Below are 18,334 nucleotides of genomic sequence, written 5' to 3'. Positions count from 1 at the left end.
ATGAATTTATATGAACAGTGGCAGGATTTAATAAATAACCAGACAGATGATACTTTCCCTGATTTCTGGGAAAAATACAGTTCAACAGAAACTAAGATTTATACAGATATCTTAGAGAATCATGAAAAAATAATTTCTGGGACTTTTCAGGAACTAAAAGATAAATATGATGCAGACCCAGTTATTTTCATGGGATTTCTTGACGGGATCAACACAAGCCTAAAAGACGAAATGAAAATTGAAGAGTATGATGAAAATTCTAAAATCAAACTGGACATTGACTTTGAAAAACTTTTCTTCAACATGCTGGGAGCTGAAGCTGATTATTTATACTCCATACCAGCTTGGGACAAAGTACTTCCTTTGGAAAAAAGAGAAGGCATTGTAAAGGAATTCAAAAAATCAAAAACTGTAGTTAAAGAAAAAGAACCTGGCAGAAATGATCCATGCCCTTGCGGCAGCGGCAAAAAATATAAAAAATGCTGCGGTGCAAATAAGTAAAGATTGAAAAAGATATAATATATAAAAAAGCTCCTGACACTTAAAATAAATGTCAGGAGCTCTTTTTATATGCGGATTCCTTCTAAAAGGAACCCTATGAGTTCCTCTATATTAAAAGATTTTGCATCAAAGGGCAGCACTACATCCGGTAAAATACTTACCCCATATTTTAGATTCAAATAGCTTCCCACAGCCCCCATTATAGCCACTGTAGCCATATCAGCATTCATGTTACGGAATTCACCAGTTTCAATGCCTTTTGCCAGTATCTGATGAACAAATTTGTATTTTCTGTTCCAGACCTCATTCATTCTTTTGATAAAATCTGCAGACAATCCATCACTGTTATCTAAAATCATCTGTGACATCTTCATCATTCGTGCACCGTGTTCTCTAGTACAGGTTGTTTCAAGATTTACCAGTTCTATCAGCTTTTCTGTCTGTGTCATTTCACATTCTGTTACTTTTTTAAAGCTGTCTAAGTGTTCCTCCACACCACTGGAAAAAATGCTGATCAGTAATGTTTCTTTGCTGTCAAAGTATTCATAAACAGTACCTTTTCCGATGCCTGCTGCTGCTGCAATATCCGCTATTTTAGTTTTTTTATATCCATTTTCGCTAAATAGCTGATAAGCAGCCTCTAAAATTTTTTGTTTTTTTATCTCTTTTCCCCTATACATTTCTGCAATCCTCTTCACGCCATTTTGCTTCCAGCTCTAAAACCATTCGGTCGTGAGCTTTATGCTTTTCATCTTTTTTTGCTTTTCTGTCATCAAAAATTGCATATAAAACAGGAATCAGAACTAAGGTTACTATAGTGGAAGCAATAAGTCCGCCTATGATAGAAATTGCCATAGGCGCTAAAGTTTCTCCCCCTTCTCCTGATCCTATAGCCATCGGTACCATACCCATAACTGTAGTTCCTGCACCCATAATTATCGGCCTCATCCTTATTTTACCAGCCTCTATCAGAGCCTCATCTCTACCCATCTTTTGTTTATTCTGATTGATGAATTCAAGAAGAAGTATGGCATTGTTAACTACGATTCCCGCCAGCATGATTAACCCTAAGAAGGAAACCATCGACAAGGAGGTACCTGTTATAAATAATGCCAAAAATGCTCCGGACATGGCAAATGGTATAGACATCATAACCATAATAGGCAGTGTAATCGATTCAAACTGTGCTGCGAACACCAGATATACCAGCGCAAGAGCAACCAGTAATGCCAGGCCTAAACTCTTGAACGAATCCATCATTTGCTCCTGCTGACCCCAGCTTCATAAATATATCCGTCAGGGAACTGATAATTATTCACGATTTTTAGTACATCCTTGGAAACCTTTCCTAAGTCATTGCCCTGAATATCTACTGCAATGGTTATGTATCTTTGCTGATTCATCCGGTTAACACTGCTTGGAGAGTTATCAAATTCCAAATCCGCAATCTGACCTACTGGAACAGACAATCCTGTACTTCCTGTAATGGTAATCTGTTTCATGTTTTCAATGGATTTGCTGTATTCTTTCGGTAAAGAAAGATTAATTTCAATTTCTTCCCCATCAATCTTCAATTTAGTGGCAGTGGAACCAGAAAGTGCCCCGGAAAGCCCATTGGCAAGCTGTGAGGCAGTTATACCATAGTAAGCTGCCGTGCTTCTGTTCAGCACTACTTTTACCTCCGGATCTCCTTCTGAACTGTCTACTTTTGCAGATACTACGTTATCTACTTTTTCAATCTTTTTGCAAAGTTCGCTTCCAATCTTATCCAGCTGGTCAAGTTCCTTGCCCTTTATATCTATAGCTAAATCAGATTGTGTACCCATTCCAAAGGACAGAGAGGAAGACTCTTTTATATCAAGCTCCGCACCTGTGAAATAAGCCAGGTCTTTTTTAGCCTGCCTTACAACATCTTTCGTACTACGCTTTCTGTCCTGCTTGTTAACAAGAGTAACACTTAAACTGCAATTGTCTCCAAAAGACATCATACTGGTCTGCCCTATATCTACTGTGCAATGCTCCATTTCCGGAATATTCATTACATAGTCCTCAATCTTGGTCAAAATTTTATCTTTATCCTTTAGTGAAGTACCATAAGGTACATCTACGTTTATGGTAAAAGTACCTTCGTCAGACTCTGGCATCAGCTCCGTCCCAACGACTCCAACCAAAGCAATGGATACCACAAATACTGCTATGCACACAGCAATTACACGTTTACGCATATTTAAAGCTTTTTTCATGAATTGACCATAAGATTCCTTCAAATCTTCAATAAACTGTGTAAATTTATGTAAATACCTGAACTTATATCTATGTTTTCCAAATCGTATATAATCCGTGGACAAACCTTTTGTCAACAGCTTGGAGCAAAGCATCGGCACAACAGTCAGGGATACTATCAGAGAAGCCATCAGTGCTATGATAATGGTAAAGCAAAAATCTTTAAACATCATCCCTGTAATGCCCCCACTAAGTGCAATAGGTAAAAATACCACTACTTTAGCCAGGGTAGAAGATACAACCGCAAGAAAAATTTCCTTACTGCCCTTCTCTGCGGCTTCTTCCGCGCCACTACTATCCTGCCTTACCCTGAATATATTTTCCAGAACTACAATCGAGTCATCTACCAGCATACCAACCGCAATAGTCAGAGAGCATAAAGTAATCATATTTAATGTCATTCCCATTGCTTTCATGAGCGCAAAGGTTGTTAATAGGGAAGTAGGGATAGATAAGGCAATTACCATAGTCGATCGTATGTTTTTCAGGAACATGAATACTACCAATACAGCCAGTATTGCTCCTGAAATAGCAGATTCCGATACGGAATGTATGGATTGCTGTATAAAATCTGCCTGATTAAATCCCACTGTAAATGTTAAGTTCGGGAACTTTTTCTGAAGTTCCTTCATTTCTTTTATTACTTCCTTGGACGTTGAAACAGTATTGGCATCAGACTGCTTTGTTACAAATATACCCACAGCAGTTTTTCCATCAATTCTGCTGACCGACTCCTGTTCCTGATACGTATCAGAAATGGAAGCTATATCAGAAAGCCTTACTATGCTCCTGTCCTTTAATGTAACAGGTAAATTCCTGATATCATCTACAGATTTGAATTCACCCATGGTTCGTACAACGATTTCCGTGTCCCCTTTGGATACGTCACCACTTGGCATGTTAATATTTTCTGCAGCAAGAATCTGTGCAAGCTGTGCCAAAGTCAAATCGTAACCAGACAATTTATCCTGTCTTACTTTAACCGAAACCTCTTTATCCACGCCGCCCATTACATTAACAGATGCTACACCAGCAACTCTTTCAAAATAGTTTACCACATTGTCTTCAACCTGGCTGTTTAACTGACTCAATGGCATGTTCCCTGATACATAGATCTGAGTGATAGGAATAGCATCCATGTCCATTTTCATAACCATTGGGTCCCCAGCGTCATCAGGCAGATAGCTTTCTACCATTGCAATCTTTTCACGCATGTTTAAGGTTGCAAAGTTCATATCGGTGTCCATTTGAAACTGTACCATAACAATGGATTTTCCAGGCATGCTCATAGACATCATTTCATCCAGACCTTCAACTGAAGCAAGAGATTGTTCCAAAGGTTCGGTAACCATTTTTTCTACTTCTTCAGGAGAAGCATTTCCATATGTAGTCATAACGAGAGCCACGGGATACTCAATCTTTGGGAATAAGTCCTGTGGTAAACCCATTAAAGAAGCCACACCTAATACGACAACCATCAGCATAAGCATAATGGTTGCAATTGGCCGTTTTATCGATATACTTGATAAAGTCATATTTACACCCCTATTCTATTTTTTTGAAACATGAACAGGGGTACCCTCTGTAACATACTGCTGTCCAGATATAACGATGGTGTCGCCTTCTTTCAGACCTGAAAGGATTTCCACATAATCACCATTATCTATTCCTGTTTTGACTTTGTTATATTTTGGGGTATTTCCCTTTCCCAGGGTCACTACCACAGCCGTGCCTTCTTTCATAATAACACTGTCTGAAGGAACGCAAAGGGTATTATTTTTTTCTTCTGAAATGATTCTTATTTCAGCAAACATACCTGCTTTAATTGCACCAGTATTATCGCTGATGGAAATTTTTACAGGATAAGTTAGATTTCCTGATGCTGGTGCAGGAGAAATAGCGTCAATAACACCTTTATAGGCTTGTTTTCCCAAAGATGCTATGTATACATCCACCGTATCACCCACTTTTAAATCATTTACTATGTATTCTGCAACATTTGTATTAATTTGGAGTTTGCTGACGTCCGCAACGGTCATAGCTGGTGCCGCAGGGGATGCAATGCCCCCTACCTCTACTTGTTTTGAAGTAATATAGCCATTTATAGGGGAGGTTACCGTACAATTCCCCAAAGCATCACTAGCTGCTGTAAGAGTCTGCTGTGCATTCAGATAGGCTGACTGGGCCTTCTCATAATCCTGATAGGCTACGGCGCCTTCTTTATACAAAGCACTTAATCTGTCATAAGATGACTTAGCTACATTAAGGCCTTCTTTTGCCTGATTGTACGTTGTAGAAAGCTGTGTTCCATCTATCTGGAAAAGAGTAGCTCCCTTGGAAACCTTATCTCCAATATCAGCATAAACAGCCGTTATCTTTCCAGAAGCCAGAGGAATAATGCTCACTTCATCTATAGGTTCAACTCTTCCAGTAATAGGAGAAGTTGTATTTATAGACATTTTTTCAGCTAAAGCGGTTTTAACTGTTACTATGGACTCTTGTTCCGGTTCTGGCCCTGCCATGGAGGATGCAATTCTAAAAATCACAAGACCTATCACTAGAGCTGCAACTACAATTGTAATAATTTTATTTGTTTTTTTCTTCTTAGGTTTTGTTTCTGTTATTTTTTCTACTTGATTGTTTTCTGTTACTTCTTTCATATTGTTCAAACTTTTACCCCCTAAAATAATCTGTCTTTGAAAGACTAAACTGACCCATCGGTCAGACTTTATTATAATAATTCAAAAATCTGGTAATGTCAATAATTCCTTGACCCATGGGTCGGACTTTTCCTGTTAGATTATAATTAAAAATGGGTATATAATAAAATACATGGAGGTTATGTATATGAGATTAACGAAACAGAAAATAAATGAACTATTAGATAAACTGGAGGAAATGTATCCAGATGCCGATTGTGCGTTAAACCATCATTCCGTGTTTCAGCTTTTGGTGGCAGTGGTTCTTTCTGCACAGACAACTGATAAAAGTGTCAATTTAGTCACCGAAGAATTGTTCAGCAAATATCCTGATTCTTTCTCATTAGCTCAGGCAAGCCCTGAAGATGTCCAGAACATCATAAAAAGAATAGGGATGTATAAAACCAAAACTAAAAATGTTCTGGCTTTGTGTACAACCTTAAATGAACAGTATGACGGACAAGTTCCGAATGATTATGATAAACTGATTCAATTGCCAGGAGTAGGCCGTAAAACTGCTAATGTAGTCCTTTCTGTAGGTTTTGGCCACCAGAGAATTGCGGTAGACACACATGTTTTCAGAGTATCCAACCGTATTGGCCTGGTAGACGAAAAAGATGTATTAAAAACTGAACTTGCCCTTATGAAGATTATACCTGAAAACAGATGGTCCAGAAGCCATCATAGCCTTATCTTTCACGGAAGATATTGCTGCGATGCGAAAAAGCCAAAATGTGAGAACTGTGCAATATCCCAATACTGTAAGACTTTCAATTCCTAAAGTAATTAGTGCGTAAATGTTTTTCGCACTAATTTTTTTGTATTATTTTTATAGTGTAAGCTTGACACTTACCCCCTTACAATTGTATAATTGTATACATAAATACAATGTTTTAAATGTAACACAGGAGGACTTAAATGGGAAATACTTTAGCTTATAAAATTTTACAGAACCATCTGCTGGATGGTACACTTTCCCCCGGAAATGAAATAACAATAAAAATGGACCAGACTTTAACTCAGGATTCAACTGGAACTATGGTTTATCTTCAGCTTGAAGCTATGAATGTTGATAAAATCCAGACTGAACTTTCTGTTGCTTATATAGATCACAACACCCTTCAGACAGGTTTTGAAAATGCAGATGATCATGCTTTTATAAAAAGTGTTGCTCAAAGGCACGGGGTTTTGTTTTCAAAGCCTGGAAATGGCATATGCCACCAATTACACCTGGAGAATTACGGCAAACCAGGTAAAACGTTACTTGGTTCAGATAGCCACACCCCTACCGGTGGAGGCCTGGGTATGATTGCTATTGGAGCAGGCGGACTGGATGTGGCTATGGCCATGGCAAAAGGTACATACAGCCTTACCGTACCAAAAGTAATCAATGTTGAACTTACTGGCAAATTAAGGCCATGGGTATCTGCTAAAGATGTTATTTTATATGTACTGCAAAAGCTGACAGTAAAAGGCGGCGTAGGTAAAATCGTTGAATACACTGGTGATGGAGTAAAGTCCCTGTCTGTTACTGACAGAGCAACAATAACCAATATGGGTGCAGAACTTGGCGCAACCACCTCTATATTCCCTAGCGATGAAAATACACAAAATTATCTTAAAGACCAGGGACGTCCGGATGACTTTATACCACTGGCTGCTGATCCAGATGCAGTCTATGATGAGACCCTGAAAGTAAATTTATCAGAGCTCACCCCTCTGGCTGCTATGCCTCACAGTCCAGACAATGTAGATACCATTAAAAACATAGGAAAGATAAAAGTTGACCAGGTAGCTATTGGCAGCTGCACAAACGCTTCATACACAGATTTAATGAAAGTAGCGGCTATTTTAAAAGGAAATAAAATCCATCAAGACGTAAGCCTGGTTATCTCACCGGGATCAAGTAAGATATTATCCAAACTTGCTCAAAATGGTGCTTTAGCTGACATGATTAATGCAGGTGCCAGAATTATTGAAAATGCATGTGGACCTTGTATTGGTATGGGACAATCCCCTAAATCAGGTGCTGTTTCTCTAAGAACATTTAACAGAAACTTTAAGGGAAGAAGCGGTACATTAGATGCAGATGTTTATCTGGTAAGCCCTGAAACAGCGGCCATTTCTGCTATTACTGGTGTTCTTACAGATGGAATGGAGTGTGGAAAAGAGCTTCCTGAAATTCAATCTGTTGATTTTTCCTTTAATGATAACTTCATTATTTATCCTGAAGGAACCAATAAACAAAATACTGAAGTGGAAATGGGTCCAAACATTAAGCCTTTCCCAAGGAATACTGCATTAAATGACGTTATCAATGCAACAGTGGTTCTCCATGCAGGAAATAACATTACAACAGACGATATCATGCCTTCTGATTCCAGACTGCTTCCATATCGCTCCAATGTGCCTCACCTGGCCAACTATTGTTTTGAAAAAATCGACAGCAACTTCTCTGCACGCTGCAAAGAAGCCGGAAATTGTGCCATTATTGGTGGAGAAAACTACGGACAGGGCAGCAGCCGTGAACATGCAGCACTTGCCCCTCTTTATCTTGGTGTAAAATTTGTTTTAGCAAAATCATTTGCAAGAATTCATCGTTCAAATCTGATAAACAGCGGTATCATGCCTCTTGTTTTTGAAAATCCTGCTGATTATGATGACTTTGCTATTGGTCAGAAACTTGTCATAGAAAACGCAAAACAACAGGTTAAAGAAAATGTCATCGTTATTAAAAATATAGATAATGGTAAAGAATACAGAACTCTTACCAACTTCTCCGATTTAGAAATCAACATGATTATATGCGGCGGTAAGATTAATTCAATTAAAGGAGAGTAATCATGGAATATATAAAGGACTTTGAAAAAATTGTTGCAGAGCAGATTGCAAGAGTAGAAAGAATGAAAATCTCTGATGAGTTTGTTGATTTTGAGAAAACCGATAAAATAATAATTGGTATCATAGATGGTGATGGAATCGGCCCTGTTATCGTAAAAGAAGCTAAACGAGTTTTAAATGAGTTATTGAAAGATGAGCTTGCTTCATGTAAAATTGAATTACGTAATATTGACGGACTTACTATAGAAAATAGAATTGCCCGGAATGCTACTGTACCAGCAGATGTGCTGGAAGAAATAAAAAAATGCCATATACTCTTAAAAGGGCCTACAACTACTCCAAGCAAAGCGGACAATGTTCCTAACATTGAAAGTGCCAATGTTACACTAAGACGTGAGCTTGATTTATTTGCTAATGTACGACCTGTTTATATTCCAGAAAAAAATATTGACTGGGTATTTTACAGAGAAAATACTGAAGGAGAATATGCTCTGGGCAGCAGAGGAGTAGAAATCAGTGATGATATTTCCATCGATTTTAAAGTAACTACAACCGATGGAACAAAAAGAATTGCAAAAGCAGCATTTGAATACGCAAAATCAAATGGAAATAAAAATGTATCTATTGTAACCAAAGCTAACATTATGAAAAAAACGGATGGTAAGTTTTTAGATTTATGTTATCAGGTAGCAAAAGATTATCCAGATATTAAGGTTGATGACTGGTATGTGGATATTATGGCAGCAAATCTTGTGAATGAACAAATTCGTTCTAACTTCAACGTATTTATATTGCCGAACCTTTACGGTGATATTATTACGGATGAAGCAGCTCAGATTCAGGGCGGAGTCGGCACTGCCGGAAGTGCAAATGTTGGTGCACGATATGCTATGTTTGAAGCCATTCACGGCAGCGCTCCAAGAATGGTATCCGATGGTATTGCTGATTATGCCAACCCTTCCAGTATATTAAAAGCTTCAGAAATGATGCTTCGTCATATAGGTTATACAGAAAAAGCGGACAAGTTATCAGTTGCATTAAACTATGCTCAGGCAAATAAGCGTATGACTGGTGATTCTTCCGGAGAGACTGCAACAGCTTTCGCTGATTGCGTCCTTTCCCGGATATAAAATCAGAATTAAATTCTAATACTATAAAATCTATAAATTAAATTTTGTGATTTTTAGCATCTGGCCTACCTCAGTTTGTGTGGCAAATTGAGACAGGTCATTATTGGAGGCTTAAAAAATGGTACTTTATCAGCATAATGAAAATGCAAAATCTCAGAACCTTCCTATTTCCAATAATCTTTTTTCAAAACTCCAAAGAGATATACTTCAGGGAAAAATGCGTTCAGGAGAAAAATTAACAGAACAAAGTATTTGTGATCAATATAAAGTTAGTAGAACTCCGGTGAGGGAAGCATTAAGACAACTGGAAATGGAAGGTCTTATAGAAACCATTCCTAACCGGGGTGCTTTTGTAATAGGTTTTTCCCCTCAGGATATGGCGGATATGTACGAGCTTCGTAAAGCTTACGAAGTCCAGGCTGTAAAATGGGCTATTGAGCGCATTACAGATGAGGAAATGGAAGATTTGGAAGAAACTTTTGAATTCATGGAATTTTATACCCAAAAAAATGATATTGATAAAATGTTAAATATAAATACTGGATTCCATCAGTTAATTTATACAGCTTCTCACAACAGGATGCTGCAACATGTGCTTTCTTCCTATCAGATATATATCAAGCATAGCAGAAGGCCTTCCCCTTATCCAGACAATTATCTGACAGAAGTTTTAGAAGAACACCGTGCAATTTTTGAGGCATTTAAAAATAAAGATATTGAAGCAGGTACTTTAGCCATGAAAATACATATGGAAAGTTCCATGTCCCGGTCAAAGTAATGTCAAAACGATGTATAGCTTTACACTTGCGTAACCACAATAATAATGCACTAGTCATTTAAAATAAAAGGAGGTACATGTAATATGAAAAGAAAGATTGCGATTAATGGATTTGGAAGAATTGGAAGGCTGACTTTCAGACATCTTTTTGAGGAGGAAAACTTGGAGGTTGTAGCTATTAATGATTTAGCTAAGCCAGAAATGTTGGCATATCTGCTTAAACATGACAGCATACAGGGCCAATACACAAAATATCATATTGAAAGCGATGAGGAATCAATAACTGTAGGTAGCCAAAGGATAAGAGTTTATAAAGAGACAGATCCGTCTAACCTGCCTTGGAAAGCCTTAGATATTGATATCGTACTTGAATGTACAGGATTCTTTACTTCAAAAGCCAAATCACAGGCACATATTGATGCAGGTGCTAAAAAAGTTCTTATTTCTGCTCCTGCAGGAAATGACCTTCCTACTATCGTTTACGGTGTTAATGAAAAGACATTAAAAAAGAAGACAATATTATTTCAGCCGCATCTTGTACCACCAACTGTCTTGCTCCTATGGCAAAGGCTCTTAATGATTACAAGGAAATACGTACTGGATTCATGACCACCATTCACGCCTACACTGGTGATCAGATGATTCTTGACGGTCCTCACCGTAAAAATGACTTCCGTCGTGCCAGAGCTGGGGCAATCAACATTGTTCCAAATAGCACTGGTGCAGCTAAAGCCATCGGACTTGTAATTCCTGAACTGGATGGAAAACTTATTGGTTCTGCCCAGAGAGTTCCTGTTGCCAGTGGTTCTATTACTATTCTTGATGCAGTCCTGAAAGATTCTTCCGAAACAGTTTCTGTTGAAGGTATTCATTCAGCTATGAAAAAAGCTGCGACTCCATCCTTTGGTTATACGGAAGAAGAGTTGGTTTCCAGTGACGTTATCGGAATGGGCTACGGTTCACTATTTGATGCAACACAAACTCTTGTTGCAAGAAGTGGAACAGGCGTTTACGAGGTCAGAGTTGTTGCCTGGTATGACAATGAAAGCAGTTACGTTTGTCAGTTAGTAAGGACTTTGGAACACATTTCCTCATTTTTATAAAGTATAAACGTACTTAATCGATGTGGCATTTCACTATGTCTCATCGATTTTTTGTTTTTAATCACAAAATTTTATTTTTTGCTCTTTACTTTAACACATTAACGTGATATATTATTACAGTAATATATCGGTAAACCGATTAGATATGGAGAATGAAAATGGATACAACAGAAAGTATTTTAAGAAATGAGGAAAGAGCAGTTTTACGCCTGAGAAAACTATATGAAAGTTATGGCTATTCCCAGTTTAAGATGAGTAAATTTGAAGAATATGACTTATATGTACGCAACAAGGATTTTTTAATCAGTGATAATATCATAACTTTTACAGACACCAATGGTAAACTTATGGCTCTTAAGCCCGATGTAACACTTTCCATAATAAAGAACATAAAAGAAGATACAGACTGCATACAAAAAGTTTATTACAGCGAAAATGTTTACCGGGTTTCAAAAGATACCCACACCTATAAGGAATTGATGCAGACTGGCCTTGAATGTATTGGAAATATTGACCTTTATCATATATGCGAAGTTATTTTACTGGCTGCTAAAAGTCTTGAAGCCCTTAGTAACCATTATATTTTTGCTCTCTCCCATATTGGAGTAGTCTCCTCTATTCTTGAAGCGTTGAACCTGGATGAAGAGCAGAAAAAACAAATTTTTCAATTTATTGGCGAAAAAAATACACACGGCATAGAAAGAATTTGTAAACAAACCGGCAAAGACAATAAATTATCTGAAATTCTGATTACGCTCATTTCCACTTATGGGCCGGCAGAAACTGTACTAGACAAACTAAAAGTCATTAGTATCAATGAAAAAATGAATGAATATATTTCTGAAATGGAAAGCATATTCCAGATCCTCAAACTAAATAATTATGAAAATATACAGATTGATTTCTCTGTAGTTAATGGTATGAATTACTACAATGGAATCGTTTTTCAGGGATTTATTAACGGGATCCCCTCTGCAGTACTTTCCGGCGGAAGATACGACATACTTATGAAGAAGATGGGAAAACAATCTGGGGCAATTGGGTTTGCTGTTTACTTAAACCTTCTTCAATATCTGAGCTATTCCAGGGAACCTTATGATATAGATGTTCTGCTACTATATAGCACCCTTACAGATGTAAAAGTTCTCACAGAAGCAGTAAAAGAACTTCACCGTGGCGGGCAGAGTGTACAGGTACAAAAAACAATTCCGCAAAATCTTAAATATAAAAAATTAGTTCAAATAAAAGACGGGAGGCTTGAGATTCTTGAATCAAATGATTAATATAGCCCTGCCAAAAGGCAGGCTTGGGGAAAAAGTATATAAAATGTTCGAGAAGGCTGGGTACCCCTGCCCTTCTATTGATGACAATAACAGAAAACTCATCTTCGAAAACAAAGAAGCTGGCATCCGGTATTTCTGGGTGAAACCTTCTGATGTAGCTATTTACGTAGAAAGAGGTGCTGCTGATCTGGGGGTTGCCGGAAAGGATATCCTGTTGGAATACACCCCTGATGTATATGAGCTTCTGGATCTGAATATTGGTAAATGCCATATGGCAGTAGCCGCTAAAACAGGGTTTCGGGATAATACCAATAAAACCCTCCGAGTTGCTACAAAATTTAAAAATATAGCTCAGGACTTTTATCGTAGACGCAGCCGTGATATTGACGTCATCAAACTAAATGGATCTATTGAACTGGCCCCTATTTTAAACCTTTCTGATGTTATTGTTGATATCGTTGAAACAGGAACTACTTTAAAAGAAAACAATCTGGAGGCTGTTGAAACAATCATTCCAATCAGCGCAAGGCTGATTGCCAACAAGGCCAGCTTTAAATTCAAATGCAGTCAGATTGAAAATATCTGCCGGAAAATAAAACCCCAATGCCCCTAATCAGAATAAGGAGATAAGCAATGATTAAAATTTTGAATTATAGTGAAATCAACGGTGCAAACATTTTTTCCAGAGAAACCTCCTCTTCAGGTGTGGAAGACATTGTTTCTGAAATACTGAGAAATGTAAAAGAAAAAAAGGATGCTGCCTTGCTTGACTACTGTGCACAATTTGATGGCACAGCACCAGAAGCACTGGAAGTTTCCCCTGAAGAGATTCAAGAAGCCTTTGCAGCTGTTGATAATAAATTTGTTAATATCCTAAAAAAAGCTTCCGAAAACATCACGACTTTCCATAGTTGCCAGGTTCGTAACAGCTTTATCCTTAATGAATGTAAAGGAGTCATTACAGGTCAGAAAGTTGTTCCCCTGGATAAGGTAGGACTATATGTTCCAGGAGGTACCGCCACATACCCCTCCTCCGTACTCATGAACTGTCTCCCTGCAAAAATTGCAGGAGTAAAAGAAATCATCATGGTAACACCTGCAAAGTACGGAAAAATTAACCCTATTATACTGGTAGCTGCAAAAATTGCAGGGGTGGACAGGATATTTAAGGCAGGGGGAGCTCAGGCCATAGCAGCACTAGCCTACGGCACTGAAACCATACCAAAAGTAGACAAAATTGTAGGTCCTGGCAATGCCTTTGTAGCTGAAGCCAAAAAACAGGTGTTTGGTGTTGTAGATATTGACATGATTGCAGGTCCCAGTGAAATCCTCATTGTAGCTGATCAGACCTGTAATGCTCACTATATTGCCGCTGACATGCTGTCTCAGGCAGAGCATGATAAGATGGCCAGCGCTGTTTTAATAACGGATAGCCCAGAACTGGCCCAAACCGTCAGCCTGGAACTGGAAAATCAGCTTTCTCTCCTGCCCCGGGAAGAAATTGCCCGCTGTTCTATAGAGAACAACGGTAAAATCATTATCACCCGGGATATTGAAACCGCCATTGACATGGCCAATGAAATTGCTCCGGAACACCTGGAACTTTGTCTGGATAACCCATTTGATTACTTAGACCGCATACGTCACGCAGGTTCAGTATTCATGGGTAAAAACTGCCCTGAAGCTTTGGGAGATTATTTTGCTGGTCCCAATCACACTCTTCCTACAAATGGTACGGCCAGATTTTCAAGCCCCCTTTCTGTAGATGATTTTGTAAAGAAATACCAGTATACCTATTATACAAAATCTGCTCTTTCCAAAGTAGCTGATGATATAGCCTATTTTGCTGAACAGGAAGGTCTTTTGGCACATGCAAGAAGCGTTACGGTTCGATTTGATGAGTAAGGATGTGATGTAATGAGCAAATTTCTGAATAATAAGTACCTCACACTTGACACTTATACGCCTGGAGAACAACCTCAGGATATGCAGTATATAAAACTGAATACAAATGAATCCCCTTTTCCTCCTGCTCCCAATGTTCTTAAAGCTATAAACAGCAGGGAGATAGAGAATCTTCGTTTATATTCAGATCCTGAATGTCAAAACTTAAGGGAGAAGCTTGCCGGACTATATGGTGTAAGTTCTGACCAGGTATACCTTTCCAACGGCTCCGATGACATATTAAATTTTGCTTTTATGGCTTTTTCCGGAAACGGTACACAGGCTGCATTTCCTGATATAAGCTATGGGTTTTATAAAGTCTTTGCCAACCTCCAGGGCACACAATATACAGAAATACCATTAAAAGAGGATTTCTCCATCGACTATCAGGAATACTGCAATCTGGACAAATTTATTGTCATTGCCAACCCAAACGCTCCCACAGGACTGACCCTGTCAATTTCTGAAATTGAAAGAATTTTAAAAAGCAATCCCAATCATGTGGTGGTCATTGATGAGGCCTATGTAGATTTCGGCGCTGAATCCTGCTATCCGCTGATTAACCGATATGAAAATCTTCTGGTAGTGCAGACTTTTTCAAAGTCCCGTTCAATGGCAGGAGCCCGGTTAGGATTTGCTTTAGGACCTAAAGAACTGATTGCTGACCTGAACAAAATCAAATATTCCACAAACCCCTATAACGTCAATCGAATGACCCTTTTAGCCGGCGAAGCAACCATAGATGCCAATGACTATTATCTGGAGAAGTGTAAAGTTATAGCCCAAAACAGGGATTACACCACCAAAGAACTTGAAAAACAAGGATTTAAAGTCCTTCCTTCAAAAGCAAATTTCATATTGGTGAAATATGAAGGAATCGAAGGAAAATTCATCTATGAGCAACTAAAAAAAAGCGGTATTCTGATTCGTCACTTTTCAACTTTCCGGATAAAGGATTATAACCGGATTACCATTGGAACAAAAGAGCAAATGAATGTATTCCTAAGAGAAGTAAATAAAATAGTAAGTGAAGGATAAATCATATGAGAAAAAGTGAAATAAATCGAAGGACAACTGAAACCGCTATCCAGCTTGAACTCAATCTGGATGGAACGGGTGAGAGCAGTATTTCAACAGGATGTGGTTTTTTGGACCACATGCTTACACTGTTTGCCCGTCATGGCTGCTTTGACTTAAATGTTAAATGTACTGGCGACACCTATGTAGACGACCATCATACGGTGGAAGACATGGGAATATGTCTGGGAACTGCCTTTTCACAGGCACTTGGAGAAATGCGGGGAATAAACCGTTATGGGGATATTATCCTCCCAATGGATGAAGCTCTTATATTATGCGCTGCAGACCTGTCCGGAAGGAGTTTTCTTTCTTATGAATTTCAGATTCCATCAGAAAAGGTAGGCACATTTGATACGGAACTAACAGAAGAATTTTTTCTGGCATTTACAAGAAAGGCAAATATCACGTTGCATGTCAGACAACTTTCAGGAAACAACTCCCACCACATTATAGAAGCTGCCTTTAAAGCCTTTGCCAGAGTTCTTGCCCAGGCTGTTAAGATTAATGAAGATTTTAAGGATACCATTCCCTCTACCAAAGGAGTATTAATATGATAGTAATTATAGATTATGGTGTAGGAAATCTGTTTTCTCTTAAAAGCTCTTTGGAAGCTATCGGAAAAGAAGTTACTATAAGCGGAGTAAGAAGTGTAATACAGTCCGCTGATAAAATTTTGCTGCCTGGTGTAGGTGCCTTCTGTGATGCTGCTAAAAAATTGAAAGAAAATCAATTAGATATAGTTATAAAAGAAGAAGTGAAAAAAGGTAAACCAATAATGGGCATCTGTCTGGGAATGCAGCTTCTTTTTGAAAGTAGTTACGAATATGGTCAGCACAATGGATTGGGACTAATTAAGGGCCATGTTAAACCTATTGCCGAAGTCATTCCTGAAGGGTTGAAAATTCCCCATATTGGGTGGAACGCATTGCACTTCCCTAAAAAGAAAGAAATAAATCCTATTTTTAAGTATACAAAGGAAAATGACTGTGTATATTTTGTCCACTCCTATTACGCTTCTGACTGTGCCGATTCAGTTGCAGCTACTACGGAGTATGGAACAGAATTAACGGCAGCTGTAGCTTATAAGAATATCTATGGATGCCAGTTTCATCCCGAAAAGAGCGGTATTGTGGGTCTTAATATTTTAAAAGCATTTTGTGAGATTGGAGATTAATATGAATATATATCCTGCTATAGATTTATACGAAGGTGCTGCAGTACGTTTATTTAAAGGGGATTATAACCAGATGACCGTATACGACAAAGATCCCTTGCACACTGCCCGATATTTTGAATCTCAGGGCAGTTCTTTCCTGCATCTTGTTGATCTGGAGGGGGCAAAAAACGGGATAACTTCAAATCTATCCGTTATCAAAAGAATTGTTGAAAATGTAAACCTGTTTACCCAGCTGGGGGGCGGCATCCGGGACATGCAAACTATAGAAAAATACCTTTCTATAGGGGTTAACCGGGTTATTATAGGTACTGCTGCCATTACAGATAAAAAGTTTCTTAAAGAAGCTATAAAAAATTATAAAGAGCAGATTGCTGTTGGCGTAGATATAAAAGATGACAGAGTGGCCATAAATGGCTGGACTGAACTTTCCAATTGCAGCTGCCATGAATTTTGTCAGGAAATGCAGGACATGGGAGTCAAAACAATTATTTGTACAGATATTTCAAAAGACGGGGCTATGAAGGGAACCAATCTGGAGCTTTACCGAAGACTTTCCCAGGACTACTCCATTCAGATCATTGCTTCGGGGGGGATTTCCACAATGGAAGATATTAAATCACTTTCTCAGATGAAACTTCACGGAGCCATACTGGGGAAAGCGCTATACACAGGTGCCATTGATTTATCTGCTGCTATTGAAGCATCAAAAATATGAAAGGAGCAGCCCTATGATAACAAAACGAATAATTCCCTGCCTTGATGTAAAAAATGGCCGTGTGGTAAAGGGAATTAATTTTTCAGGACTCACAGATGTTTCTTCACCTGTAGAACTTGCAAAATACTATTCAGATAATGGAGCTGATGAACTGGTATTTTACGATATCACGGCTTCTTCCGAAAACCGAAAACTTTTTACGGACATCTTACGCCAGGTTGCCAAGTGCATTTTTATACCACTGACAGTAGGTGGTGGTATTGACAGTATAGCTGACTTCGACCGAGTCTTAAAATGCGGTGCTGATAAAGTAAGTGTTAATTCCGGGGCCATTAAAAATCCAGGCCTTATTGGTGAAGCAGCACTTAAATACGGTAATCAATGTGTAGTTCTTTCTGTCGACATAAAGCGTGTAAATGGCAAACTGACAGTATTTTCAAAGGGAGGACGTGAGAACACCGGAATGGACGCCATTCAATGGATAAAAAATTGTGTTTCTCAAGGAGTAGGCGAAGTGGTTGTAAACAGCATTGACACGGATGGAGTAAAAAAGGGTTTTGATTTGGAAATGCTGGAAGCAGTCTGTAATGCTGTTAACGTTCCGGTCATTGCCTCGGGAGGAGCTGGATCCACAAATGATTTTACCAGACTTTTTAAATGTCTTCCTCAGGTAGATGCCGGACTTGCCGCCTCTATATTCCATTTTGGTGAGGTTAAAATCAAAGACTTAAAATCAGAACTTCAAAAAAACGGAATTATCGTTCGATAACTGAAAAAAACTTCAGCAGCTACAGCTGCAG

The 18,334-nt window shown here is 38.5% G+C and carries 17 protein-coding genes and 1 pseudogene; 14 read left to right on the top strand and 4 right to left on the bottom strand.

What is annotated here, in order from left to right; all coding sequences use genetic code 11:
- A complete protein-coding gene (locus tag Ami3637_RS12700; RefSeq protein ID WP_162362901.1) occupies positions 1-501 on the top strand; it encodes an SEC-C metal-binding domain-containing protein in 501 nt (166 codons plus the stop codon).
- 65 nt (positions 502-566) lie between these two features.
- On the opposite strand, the gene Ami3637_RS12695 is transcribed toward Ami3637_RS12700, so the two are convergent.
- From Ami3637_RS12695 to Ami3637_RS12680, 4 genes are read right to left on the bottom strand one after another with little or no spacing between them, the layout of a single operon-like run.
- Positions 567-1,181, bottom strand: coding sequence for a TetR/AcrR family transcriptional regulator (locus tag Ami3637_RS12695; RefSeq protein WP_162362900.1), 615 nt, complete (start codon positions 1,179-1,181; stop codon positions 567-569).
- Complete coding sequence (locus Ami3637_RS17980) at positions 1,174-1,761, bottom strand: efflux RND transporter permease subunit (protein ID WP_162362899.1); 588 nt, start codon at positions 1,759-1,761, stop codon at positions 1,174-1,176. The genes Ami3637_RS12695 and Ami3637_RS17980 overlap by 8 nt, the downstream gene beginning before the upstream one ends.
- Positions 1,758-4,319, bottom strand: a complete 2,562-nt coding sequence (locus tag Ami3637_RS12685) for an efflux RND transporter permease subunit (RefSeq protein ID WP_162362898.1) — start codon at positions 4,317-4,319, stop codon at positions 1,758-1,760. The genes Ami3637_RS17980 and Ami3637_RS12685 overlap by 4 nt, the downstream gene beginning before the upstream one ends.
- Before the next feature lie 15 nt (positions 4,320-4,334).
- A complete protein-coding gene (locus Ami3637_RS12680; RefSeq protein ID WP_243158179.1) occupies positions 4,335-5,444 on the bottom strand; it encodes an efflux RND transporter periplasmic adaptor subunit in 1,110 nt (369 codons plus the stop codon).
- Positions 5,445-5,631: 187 nt separating this feature from the next.
- Between Ami3637_RS12680 and nth the strand changes: the two genes are divergently transcribed.
- From nth to hisF, 13 genes and pseudogenes are all read left to right on the top strand, one after another.
- Positions 5,632-6,264 (top strand): endonuclease III, encoded by a 633-nt coding sequence (gene nth, locus Ami3637_RS12675; RefSeq protein WP_162362896.1) that lies wholly within the window; start codon positions 5,632-5,634, stop codon positions 6,262-6,264.
- A gap of 137 nt (positions 6,265-6,401) precedes the next feature.
- Entirely contained in the window at positions 6,402-8,324 is a 1,923-nt protein-coding gene (locus Ami3637_RS12670) for an aconitate hydratase (RefSeq protein ID WP_162362895.1), read from the top strand.
- A 2-nt stretch (positions 8,325-8,326) separates the two neighbouring features.
- Positions 8,327-9,454, top strand: coding sequence for an isocitrate/isopropylmalate family dehydrogenase (locus Ami3637_RS12665; protein ID WP_162362894.1), 1,128 nt, complete (start codon positions 8,327-8,329; stop codon positions 9,452-9,454).
- A 118-nt stretch (positions 9,455-9,572) separates the two neighbouring features.
- Entirely contained in the window at positions 9,573-10,232 is a 660-nt protein-coding gene (locus tag Ami3637_RS12660; RefSeq protein ID WP_162362893.1) for a GntR family transcriptional regulator, read from the top strand.
- 84 nt (positions 10,233-10,316) lie between these two features.
- Positions 10,317-11,335 (top strand): annotated as a pseudogene (gene gap, locus Ami3637_RS12655) (type I glyceraldehyde-3-phosphate dehydrogenase).
- 158 nt (positions 11,336-11,493) lie between these two features.
- Positions 11,494-12,618: an ATP phosphoribosyltransferase regulatory subunit gene (locus tag Ami3637_RS12650; protein ID WP_162362892.1), complete on the top strand. Its 1,125-nt coding sequence runs from the start codon at positions 11,494-11,496 to the stop codon at positions 12,616-12,618.
- The gene (gene hisG, locus Ami3637_RS12645) at positions 12,611-13,231 is read left to right on the top strand and encodes an ATP phosphoribosyltransferase (RefSeq protein WP_162363761.1); all 621 of its coding nucleotides are present in this window, start codon (positions 12,611-12,613) and stop codon (positions 13,229-13,231) included. Before Ami3637_RS12650 ends, hisG begins: the two co-directional genes overlap by 8 nt.
- 20 nt (positions 13,232-13,251) lie before the next feature.
- On the top strand, positions 13,252-14,523 hold the full coding sequence (gene hisD / locus Ami3637_RS12640; RefSeq protein ID WP_162362891.1) for a histidinol dehydrogenase: 1,272 nt from the start codon (positions 13,252-13,254) through the stop codon (positions 14,521-14,523).
- A 12-nt stretch (positions 14,524-14,535) separates the two neighbouring features.
- Positions 14,536-15,600, top strand: a complete 1,065-nt coding sequence (hisC, locus tag Ami3637_RS12635) for a histidinol-phosphate transaminase (RefSeq protein WP_162362890.1) — start codon at positions 14,536-14,538, stop codon at positions 15,598-15,600.
- A gap of 5 nt (positions 15,601-15,605) precedes the next feature.
- A complete protein-coding gene (gene hisB / locus Ami3637_RS12630) occupies positions 15,606-16,196 on the top strand; it encodes an imidazoleglycerol-phosphate dehydratase HisB (protein ID WP_162362889.1) in 591 nt (196 codons plus the stop codon).
- Positions 16,193-16,816, top strand: coding sequence for an imidazole glycerol phosphate synthase subunit HisH (gene hisH, locus Ami3637_RS12625; protein WP_162362888.1), 624 nt, complete (start codon positions 16,193-16,195; stop codon positions 16,814-16,816). The genes hisB and hisH overlap by 4 nt, the downstream gene beginning before the upstream one ends.
- 1 nt (position 16,817) lies before the next feature.
- Positions 16,818-17,534: a 1-(5-phosphoribosyl)-5-[(5-phosphoribosylamino)methylideneamino]imidazole-4-carboxamide isomerase gene (gene hisA / locus Ami3637_RS12620; protein ID WP_162362887.1), complete on the top strand. Its 717-nt coding sequence runs from the start codon at positions 16,818-16,820 to the stop codon at positions 17,532-17,534.
- 13 nt (positions 17,535-17,547) lie between these two features.
- Positions 17,548-18,303: an imidazole glycerol phosphate synthase subunit HisF gene (hisF, locus tag Ami3637_RS12615; RefSeq protein WP_162362886.1), complete on the top strand. Its 756-nt coding sequence runs from the start codon at positions 17,548-17,550 to the stop codon at positions 18,301-18,303.
- The last annotated feature ends 31 nt before the right edge of the window (positions 18,304-18,334 follow it).

Origin of the sequence: Aminipila terrae, from assembly GCF_010120715.1 — a bacterium.
In the GTDB taxonomy this organism is placed as follows: domain Bacteria; phylum Bacillota; class Clostridia; order Peptostreptococcales; family Anaerovoracaceae; genus Aminipila; species Aminipila terrae.
This window is presented reverse-complemented; position numbering and strand designations above follow the sequence as displayed.

Coding starts and splice junctions, on each gene's coding strand:
- Ami3637_RS12680 (WP_243158179.1), bottom strand. CDS start 5,444: ATGAAAGAAGTAACAGAAAACAATCAAGTAGAAAAAATAACAGAAACA.
- hisA (WP_162362887.1), top strand. CDS start 16,818: ATGAATATATATCCTGCTATAGATTTATACGAAGGTGCTGCAGTACGT.
- Ami3637_RS12700 (WP_162362901.1), top strand. CDS start 1: ATGAATTTATATGAACAGTGGCAGGATTTAATAAATAACCAGACAGAT.
- hisH (WP_162362888.1), top strand. CDS start 16,193: ATGATAGTAATTATAGATTATGGTGTAGGAAATCTGTTTTCTCTTAAA.
- hisF (WP_162362886.1), top strand. CDS start 17,548: ATGATAACAAAACGAATAATTCCCTGCCTTGATGTAAAAAATGGCCGT.
- Ami3637_RS17980 (WP_162362899.1), bottom strand. CDS start 1,761: ATGATGGATTCGTTCAAGAGTTTAGGCCTGGCATTACTGGTTGCTCTT.
- hisG (WP_162363761.1), top strand. CDS start 12,611: ATGATTAATATAGCCCTGCCAAAAGGCAGGCTTGGGGAAAAAGTATAT.
- Ami3637_RS12695 (WP_162362900.1), bottom strand. CDS start 1,181: ATGTATAGGGGAAAAGAGATAAAAAAACAAAAAATTTTAGAGGCTGCT.
- Ami3637_RS12670 (WP_162362895.1), top strand. CDS start 6,402: ATGGGAAATACTTTAGCTTATAAAATTTTACAGAACCATCTGCTGGAT.
- hisB (WP_162362889.1), top strand. CDS start 15,606: ATGAGAAAAAGTGAAATAAATCGAAGGACAACTGAAACCGCTATCCAG.
- Ami3637_RS12650 (WP_162362892.1), top strand. CDS start 11,494: ATGGATACAACAGAAAGTATTTTAAGAAATGAGGAAAGAGCAGTTTTA.
- hisD (WP_162362891.1), top strand. CDS start 13,252: ATGATTAAAATTTTGAATTATAGTGAAATCAACGGTGCAAACATTTTT.
- Ami3637_RS12665 (WP_162362894.1), top strand. CDS start 8,327: ATGGAATATATAAAGGACTTTGAAAAAATTGTTGCAGAGCAGATTGCA.
- Ami3637_RS12660 (WP_162362893.1), top strand. CDS start 9,573: ATGGTACTTTATCAGCATAATGAAAATGCAAAATCTCAGAACCTTCCT.
- hisC (WP_162362890.1), top strand. CDS start 14,536: ATGAGCAAATTTCTGAATAATAAGTACCTCACACTTGACACTTATACG.
- nth (WP_162362896.1), top strand. CDS start 5,632: ATGAGATTAACGAAACAGAAAATAAATGAACTATTAGATAAACTGGAG.
- Ami3637_RS12685 (WP_162362898.1), bottom strand. CDS start 4,319: ATGACTTTATCAAGTATATCGATAAAACGGCCAATTGCAACCATTATG.